The 7611-nt window shown below is 62.7% G+C and carries 8 protein-coding genes; 4 read left to right on the forward strand and 4 right to left on the reverse strand.

All coding sequences use genetic code 11. From position 1 onward, the window contains the following. Positions 1-98: 98 nt before the first annotated feature. On the forward strand, positions 99-1400 hold the full coding sequence (fucP, locus tag ACP7DW_RS14245; RefSeq protein ID WP_426057062.1) for an L-fucose:H+ symporter permease: 1302 nt from the start codon (positions 99-101) through the stop codon (positions 1398-1400). 51 nt (positions 1401-1451) lie between these two features. Here fucP and ACP7DW_RS14250 read toward each other — a convergent pair whose 3' ends face one another. Continuing rightward, the gene (locus ACP7DW_RS14250) at positions 1452-2345 is read right to left on the reverse strand and encodes a LysR substrate-binding domain-containing protein (protein ID WP_426057061.1); all 894 of its coding nucleotides are present in this window, start codon (positions 2343-2345) and stop codon (positions 1452-1454) included. Between the two features lie 159 nt (positions 2346-2504). On the opposite strand from ACP7DW_RS14250, the gene ACP7DW_RS14255 reads away from it, so the two are divergent. Continuing rightward, on the forward strand, positions 2505-4001 hold the full coding sequence (locus tag ACP7DW_RS14255; protein ID WP_426057060.1) for an acetyl-CoA hydrolase/transferase family protein: 1497 nt from the start codon (positions 2505-2507) through the stop codon (positions 3999-4001). Between the two features lie 62 nt (positions 4002-4063). Here the strand turns inward: ACP7DW_RS14255 and ACP7DW_RS14260 are convergent, their stop codons facing one another. Further along, positions 4064-4435: a hypothetical protein gene (locus tag ACP7DW_RS14260; RefSeq protein ID WP_152250071.1), complete on the reverse strand. Its 372-nt coding sequence runs from the start codon at positions 4433-4435 to the stop codon at positions 4064-4066. 98 nt (positions 4436-4533) lie between these two features. Then, positions 4534-5184: a TetR/AcrR family transcriptional regulator gene (locus ACP7DW_RS14265; RefSeq protein WP_426085214.1), complete on the reverse strand. Its 651-nt coding sequence runs from the start codon at positions 5182-5184 to the stop codon at positions 4534-4536. A gap of 313 nt (positions 5185-5497) precedes the next feature. Between ACP7DW_RS14265 and ACP7DW_RS14270 the strand changes: the two genes are divergently transcribed. Then, positions 5498-6619 carry a M14 family metallopeptidase gene (locus ACP7DW_RS14270; RefSeq protein WP_298409699.1) on the forward strand — a complete coding sequence of 374 codons (1122 nt, stop codon included), beginning with the start codon at positions 5498-5500 and terminating at the stop codon, positions 6617-6619. Positions 6620-6631: 12 nt separating this feature from the next. Further along, positions 6632-7096, forward strand: coding sequence for a CYTH domain-containing protein (locus ACP7DW_RS14275; protein WP_099764489.1), 465 nt, complete (start codon positions 6632-6634; stop codon positions 7094-7096). 143 nt (positions 7097-7239) lie between these two features. Here the strand turns inward: ACP7DW_RS14275 and ACP7DW_RS14280 are convergent. Next, positions 7240-7611, reverse strand: a 372-nt coding sequence (locus ACP7DW_RS14280; protein ID WP_426055772.1) for a transposase, incomplete at its 5' end; no start/stop codon positions are given.

Genomic DNA, 7611 nt, shown 5'->3' on the forward strand with positions numbered 1-7611 from the left:
TGCTTTCAAACACGAGCGCTGCCGCTGTCTGGCGGTGCCCACGCAAGCGATGGGTCAGGGCAGGGCACGACAATCTTGGATAGAACAATGGAGAAAGTATGGAACACGTAAAGCAGGGCCTGGGCGCATCGCGCGCACAGGCCGGCACGCAAAACAATACAGGCGCCCTGATCATTGTCACGGTGCTGTTTTTCATGTGGGGATTGCTGACCTCGCTAAATGATGTGCTGATTCCCCATCTGCGCTCGATCTACACCCTGACCTATGTCCAGGCGATGCTGGTGCAGTTCTGCTTCTTTGGCGCCTACGCCATCGTCTCGCTGCCAGCCGGCATGCTGATCAAGAAGATCGGCTACCAGCGCGGCGTCGTCGCCGGCTTGCTGATCGCGGCCGCCGGCTGCGCCATGTTCTACCCGGCATCGACCGGCAGCTATGCGCTGTTCCTCTTGTCCTTCTTCATCCTGGCGGCCGGCATCACCGTGCTGCAGGTGGCGGCCAACCCGTACGTGACGGAACTGGGCGACCCGCAGACGGCGTCGAGCCGTCTGACCCTGACGCAGGCGTTCAATGCGCTGGGCACCACCGTGGCGCCGGCGCTGGGCGGCATGCTGATTTTGTCCGGCACCGTGCTGACGGTGCAGCAGTTCGACCTGCTGCCTGCCGCCGAGCAGCTGGCCTACCGCGCCAAGGAAGCCGCTTCCGTGCAAGGCCCGTACCTGGTGCTGGCCGCCACGCTGGTGATCCTGGCCGTGTTGTTTGCGCTGGCAAAATTGCCGAAGATTTCGCATGCCGACGATGCGGCCGCCCTGGCGCAGGATGGCCACAAGGTCTCGATCTGGTCGCACCGCCACCTGGTGCTGGGCGCGCTGGCCATCTTCCTGTATGTGGGCGGTGAAGTCAGCATCGGCAGCTTCCTGATCAACTTCCTGGGCGAGAGCCATATCGCAGGCCTCAGCCACGCCGATGCCGCCTATTTCGTCAGCTATTACTGGGGTGGCGCCATGCTGGGCCGCTTCGTCGGCTTTGCCGTGATGCGCTATGTCAGCCCGGGCAAGACCCTGGCCTTCAATGCCGCCATCGTCATCGCGCTGATCCTCGTTGCCGTGTTCTCCAGTGGTCACACGGCCATGTGGGCATTGATCGCCGTCGGCCTGTTCAACTCCATCATGTTCCCGACCATCTTCAGCATGGCCCTGAACAAGCTGGGTGCGCAAACGGGACAAGGCTCGGGCATCCTGTGCATGGCCATCGTCGGCGGCGCCATCGTGCCGTTCATCCAGGGCTTCCTGGCCGACCACATCAACCTGCAACTGTCGTTCCTCGTGCCGGCCCTGTGCTACACGTTCATTCTGTACTTCGGCTGGAAATACGCCAGCATGTACAACGACGACGCCAAGTAAGCAAGGTAGCGTTATCAATATGAAGGGTGGCCTCGGCCACCCTTTTTTACGTCAGTGCGCGAATTGCGTGCCCAGCACGTCCTGACACACCTCGAGCCAGGCGCGCGCCGCGTGCGACAGATAGCGCCCGCTCCAGACGTGCGCCACCTGCCACGCCACTTCCGGTTCGACGAGGCGCACCGCCTCCAGAGGTTCGCCGGCCAGGCGGTGGATGAACGGCTCGGGCAGCAGCGCCACGCCCAAGCCGGCCGAGGCCATCGCCACCAGCCAGTCCCACTGGCCGCTCTGCGCCGCAATCGTCGGCGTGAAGCCCGCCTGCGCGAAATGCTGGCGCAGGCTGCGCGTGAGGGCGAAATCATCCTTCAATAACACCAGCGGCAGCTCGGCCAGCGCCTTGAAGGGCAGGGTCGTGCGGTTTTTCTGGAACGTGCCCGGTTCGGCCAGCGCCCAGATCGGGTAGCTGGCCACTTCCACGGCCACGAGGTCCAGTTCCGGATCGGCCGGCAGCACCGTCATGCCGATTTCCAGATCGCCCCCCGCCACCTGGCGCTCGATCTGCTGGCCCGTGTCTTCCTGCAGGGTCAGGCTGATGTGCGGGTGGCGCGCGCGGAAGGCCTTCAAGACAGGCGTGAACAGCACATTGATCATGGGCGGGATGCCGACCGTCAGGCTGCCGCGCTGCAAGGCCTGAGTGTCGCGCACTTCCAGGGTCAGCTGGCGCATGTTCGCCAGCATTTCCTGGCCGTGCTGGTAGACGATGCGGCCCGTGTCCGTGAGCGTCAGCTTGCGCCCGTCGCGCACCAGCAGCTGGGCGCCCACTTCCTCTTCCAGTTGGCGCACCATCTTGCTGATGGTCGACTGGGTCAGGTGCAGCGATTCTGCCGCCTGCGTAAAGCTCGACAGGCGCACGGTTTCGACAAAATAGCGCAGGGAACGGATATCCAAGATGGGGCTCGCCTCGGCGAAGCATGAAAATATCGACTGGGTTTGGCGAAATTAATTCATGCCATGCATGTAAGCGGGATTTTATACTGAATCCACTTATGGGGTTGGTGTATGACAGCCATCCAGTTTGAGAATATTAAGAATATCAGGAGCATCACGATGTACGAGGACCGTATCCGCCACCCAGGCTTGCTCAGCAAAATCATGAGCGCCGATGAGGCAGCCAAATTGTTCCACAACGGCATGCGTGTCGGCATGAGCGGGTTCACCCGTGCCGGCGACGCCAAGGCCCTGCCGCGCGCGCTGGCCGAGCGCGCCCTGCAAGATCCGCTCAGCCTGACCCTGATCACGGGCGCGTCGCTGGGCAACGGCAGCGACGGCCTGATGGCCGAGGCGGGCGTGCTGGCGCGCCGCATGCCGTTCCAGGTCGACCCCGTCTTGCGCGGCAAGATCAACAACGGCGAAGTCATGTTCATCGACCAGCATCTGTCGGAAACGGCCGAGCAGTTGCGCTCGGGTAACCTGGCCGCCGTCGACATCGCCGTCATCGAAGCGACGGCCATCACGGCGGCCGGCGCCATCATCCCGACCATGTCGGTGGGCAACTCCGCCGCTTTCGCCCAGCAGGCAACGCAGGTCATCATCGAAATCAACCTGTCCACGCCGCTGGCGCTGGAAGGCTTGCACGACATCTATGTGCCCCAGGCCTTGCCGGGGCGCGAGCCGATCCCGCTCACGCGCGTCGACCAGCGCCTGGGCAGCACGGCCATCGCCATCGATCCGGCGCGCATCGCCGCCATCGTCATCACGGACAGCCCCGACAGCCCGTCGAACGCCTTGCCGCCCGACGCGGAAACGCAGGCGATTGCCGGCCACGTGATCGCCTTCCTCGAAGGCGAAGTGGCGGCCGGGCGCATGGGCCCGGAACTGCTGCCGCTGCAGGCGGGCATCGGCACCATCGCCAACGCCGTGCTGCACGGCCTGATCGGTTCGCCCTTCCAGAACATGACGATGTATTCGGAAGTGCTGCAGGACAGCGCCATCGAGCTGCTCGATTCGGGCCAGCTGGCGTTTGCCTCGGCCTCGTCGATCACCCTGTCGGCCGCCGTGCACCAAAAGCTGATGGACAATATCGACCATTACCGCTCGAAGATCGTGCTGCGCCCGCAAGAGATCAGCAACCACCCGGAAATCGTGCGCCGCCTCGGCATCATCGCGCTGAACACGGCACTCGAGTTCGATATCTACGGCAATGTCAATTCCACGCACGTGTGCGGCACGCACATGATGAACGGCATCGGCGGCTCGGGCGACTTCGCGCGCAATGGGCAAGTGTCGATGTTCGTGTCGAAATCGGCGGCCAAGGGCGGACGCATTTCCAGCGTCGTGCCGATGGTCTCGCATGTGGACCATACGGAACATGACGTCGACGTGCTGGTCACGGAGTGGGGCTATGCGGACTTGCGTGGCCTGGCGCCGCGCGAACGGGCGCCGCTGATCATCGAGCGCTGCACGCACCCCGATTACCGCGATCAATTGCGCGCGTATTTTGACGCGGCATGTCAGCGCGGCGGCCACACGCCGCACCTGCTGGAGCAGGCGCTGTCGTGGCATACGCGCTACCAGGAAACGCAGAGCATGCTTGAAGCGCAGTAAGCTGCGTTAACAGCAAGACAGGGCAGGGCGGTGCGGCACCGCGCCTGCCCTGTTACTTTTCTTCAGTACATATGCAGCGCCTTGGCGCCCAGGCCCAGCAGGGCAAACGTGGTGGTGGCCTGGATGCCCATGAACCACAGGAAGTGGGTGTGCATGTGCTTGCGGATGTCGCCCAGTTCCGTGCGCAGGGCGTGGCAGTCGCCGCGCAGATCGCCGCGAAACTGCGTCAGGTCGGCGCGCAACAGCTGCGATTCGTCGTGCAATTCCGTGCGCACCTTGTCCAGGCCTTCGCCAAGACGCTGTTCCAGGGTCTTGAACCATAGCCGGTCATGCTCACGATCCGTTTCCAGTTTTGTCAGGCGCGCTTCCATCCGTACAGCATTGTTCGCGCTTTGCTGTTTGTCAAGCAGGTCCGTGGCATAGGCTTCGTTCATTTCGCACTCCTTTGCGTGCCAGCCGCGCTGCATCGGCGCAGGCGGCTTCACCCCACTGTCCGCTTTTTCTGCAGGGGCGGTTTGCGCTGGATCAAACGTCAGGAACCAGGCGCAAAGCGCAGGCGGAGGCCTGCCGTGACGACGGCCAGCAAGTCGTCGATATGCGCATGCATTTCCGGGTGCGGCGTCCATGGGTCGCCCGCATCCATGACGATGCGCAGCGACACGAGGCCATGCAGCGATTGCCAGAAGATTTGCGTCATCGTATGCAGCGCCGGCTCGTCCTGGCGCACCTTGCCCGCCTGGGCCAGTTCGCCGAACAGGTGCAGTGCGTAGGCATACGGGTCTTGCTCGATATTGCCGTGTTCCACTTCGACGGCGTCGATTTCCGCATGCGGGCGCAACTCCATGAAGATCAGCGAATATTCGTCGGGATGCTGGAAGCCGTACTCGATGTAGGCGCGGCCGACCAGGCTGATGCGTTCCCACGGATCATCGCTGTTGGCGCAGGCGGCACGCATGGCGCGCACCAGTTCCAGCAAGTCCTTGTCCATGGCCTGGGCGATCAGGGTGGCCTTGTCGCGGAACAGGGCGTACACGACGGTGGTGGAAAAACCGGCCGCCTCGGCCACCTTGCGGATGGAGACGGCGCGCGCGCCGCCCTTCTTGATGAGGTCTTTCACGACGTCGATGATGTGCTCGCGCCGCGCCTGGGCCTCGCGCAGCTTTCTTTCTTGGATATTGGTCAACTTCTTGTCCACGACTCTTTCCTGGCGACTCAATGAAAGCAAGAATTATAGGGTGGCGCTGGGCTGCCAGTGTGTCTGGCATTGTTACAATTCAGTTTTTTGTCCGGTCGATGCGACAGAGCACCGATTTTTCGCCCTTTTGCCCGGCGCTTTGCCATCGATGCCCCGGATTGGTGCATAAATCGCCCGCCCAGGCTTTGCGAACGGGGCCAAAGGGCGGAAAATAGCGGGATAGCTTACACTGCGTTTTTAGCGCGACGGCGCCAGCCCACGAGGCGACGCCGGAACTCTTACATTTGGACGGGATCATGACATGACCATTAAAATCAGCCAGAACTTCGACTCGGGCGCCATCGAGGTGGTAAGCGCCGCCAGTGCCGGCGCCATCGACCTGAACTTGCGCAAGGATAGCCACGCCGACATCCATCAGTGGTTCCACTTCCGCCTGCAGGGCGCGCGGGATCAGGCATGCACGCTGCGCATCCTGAACGCGGGCCAGGCCACGTATCCGGCCGGCTATGAAGACTACCAGGCCGTGGCCAGCTACGACAGTGAAAACTGGTTCCGCGTGCCGACCGCATTCGATGGCCAGGTCATGACGATTTCGCATACGCCGGAACTCGACAGCGTGTACTACGCCTATTTCGAACCGTATTCGTGGGAACGCCATCTGCGCCTGCTGGGCGAAGTGGCCGAGCATCCGCTGGCGCGGGTCTCGGACCTGGGCAGCACCGTCGACGGCCGCGACATGAATATGGTCACCATCGGCAACCCGCAGGCGGAAAAGAAGATCTGGGTCATCGCGCGCCAGCATCCGGGTGAATCGATGGCCGAATGGTTCGTCGAAGGCTTGATCGACTCGCTGCTCGACGACGCCAATCCGATCGCGCGCAAGCTGTTGCAGCGCGCCGTGTTCCACATCGTGCCGAACATGAACCCGGACGGCTCGATCCGCGGCAACCTGCGCACGAATGCGGCCGGCGCCAACCTGAACCGCGAATGGATGACGCCTTCGCTGGCGTCCAGCCCGGAAGTGCTGTGCGTGAAAAACAAGATCCACGAAACGGGCGTCGACATGTTCTTCGACATCCACGGCGATGAAGCGTTGCCGTACAACTTCGTGGCCGGCAACGAAATGCTGGAAAACTTCACGCCGGCGCAAGCGGCGCACCAGAAAGCCTTCATCGAGCGCTACAAGCAGGCCAGCCCCGACTTCCAGGACAAGTTCGGCTACGCGGCCAGCAAGTACAAGTCGGACATGCTGACCTTGGCGTCGAAATACATCGGCCACCACTTCGGCTGCCTGGCGCTGACCCTGGAAATGCCATTCAAGGAAAACGCCGACTTGCCGGACCCAAGCGTAGGCTGGAACGGCGCGCGCAGCGCGGCCCTGGGCGCAGCCATGCTGCAGCCTATCCTGCTGTCGCTCGATTGAACGGCGTTGATCATGGGCGTCGAAATCGAGCGTAAATTCCTGCTGCAAGGTGACGCCTGGCGCGGCCTGGGCCAGGCGGTATTGCTGCGCCAGGGCTATCTGTCGTCCGCGCGCGAGCGCGTGGTGCGCGTGCGCATCGAAGGCGAACAGGCGATGCTGACCATCAAGGGCGCGAACGTGGGCGCGACGCGCGGCGAGTGGGAGTATCCGATTCCGCTGGCCGACGCCGTCGAATTGCTCGACGGCCTGTGCGAACAGCCGCTGATCGAAAAAGTCCGCCACCGCATCGAGCACGCGGGCATGGTGTGGGAAGTCGACGAGTTCCTCGGCGCCAATGCCGGTTTGATCGTGGCCGAGATCGAACTGGCTTCGGAAGACCAGCCTTTCGAGAAACCCGACTGGATCGGCGCGGAAGTGTCGGGCGATGCGCGCTACTACAACGCGAACCTGATCCGCCACCCGTTTTCACAGTGGTGATGGTGTTGTAAGTGACGTTGCAATGAAAAAGGCGGAACCTCGGTTCCGCCTTTTTTGCATGCGCTGGTGGTGTTGTCGGATTACGCGCTGCGCGCTAATCCGACCTACAGCCCGTACCGGCATCGTAGATACTGTTATCCCCGTCAAGCGGCGTGCAAGGCCGGATCAAATATTTTCCCCGACCTGAGCACGCCGAATGCCACGTGCACCAGCTTGCGCATCATGGCGCCGATGATCAGTTTGGGTGCCTTGCCTGCAGCGCTGAGTCGCTTGCCGAAGCGCTTGCCCCAGGCCGTCCGATACACCGTCACCATGGCGGGCATGTACAGTGCCTTGCGCAGGAAGCTGTGGCCGACCTTCGACATGCGTGGCTTGCCACGTACGCTGGAGCCTGACTCGTGTTGCCGCGGGTCGAGTCCCGCAAACGCCACGGCTTGCTTGGCGCTGTCGAAGCGTTCGGGATTGGCATAGTAGGATAGCAGCACCGGAATCGACCGCTCGCCCAGGCCAGGAAT

The sequence above is a fragment of the Janthinobacterium sp. PSRC1-1 genome, from assembly GCF_049897525.1.
Lineage (GTDB): Bacteria > Pseudomonadota > Gammaproteobacteria > Burkholderiales > Burkholderiaceae_D > Janthinobacterium > Janthinobacterium tructae.

Excerpts from the sequence above, each read along its gene's own strand:
- ACP7DW_RS14275 (WP_099764489.1), top strand. The coding sequence starts at position 6,632 with ATGGGCGTCGAAATCGAGCGTAAATTCCTGCTGCAAGGTGACGCCTGG.
- fucP (WP_426057062.1), top strand. The coding sequence starts at position 99 with ATGGAACACGTAAAGCAGGGCCTGGGCGCATCGCGCGCACAGGCCGGC.
- ACP7DW_RS14260 (WP_152250071.1), bottom strand. The coding sequence starts at position 4,435 with ATGAACGAAGCCTATGCCACGGACCTGCTTGACAAACAGCAAAGCGCG.
- ACP7DW_RS14255 (WP_426057060.1), top strand. The coding sequence starts at position 2,505 with ATGTACGAGGACCGTATCCGCCACCCAGGCTTGCTCAGCAAAATCATG.
- ACP7DW_RS14270 (WP_298409699.1), top strand. The coding sequence starts at position 5,498 with ATGACCATTAAAATCAGCCAGAACTTCGACTCGGGCGCCATCGAGGTG.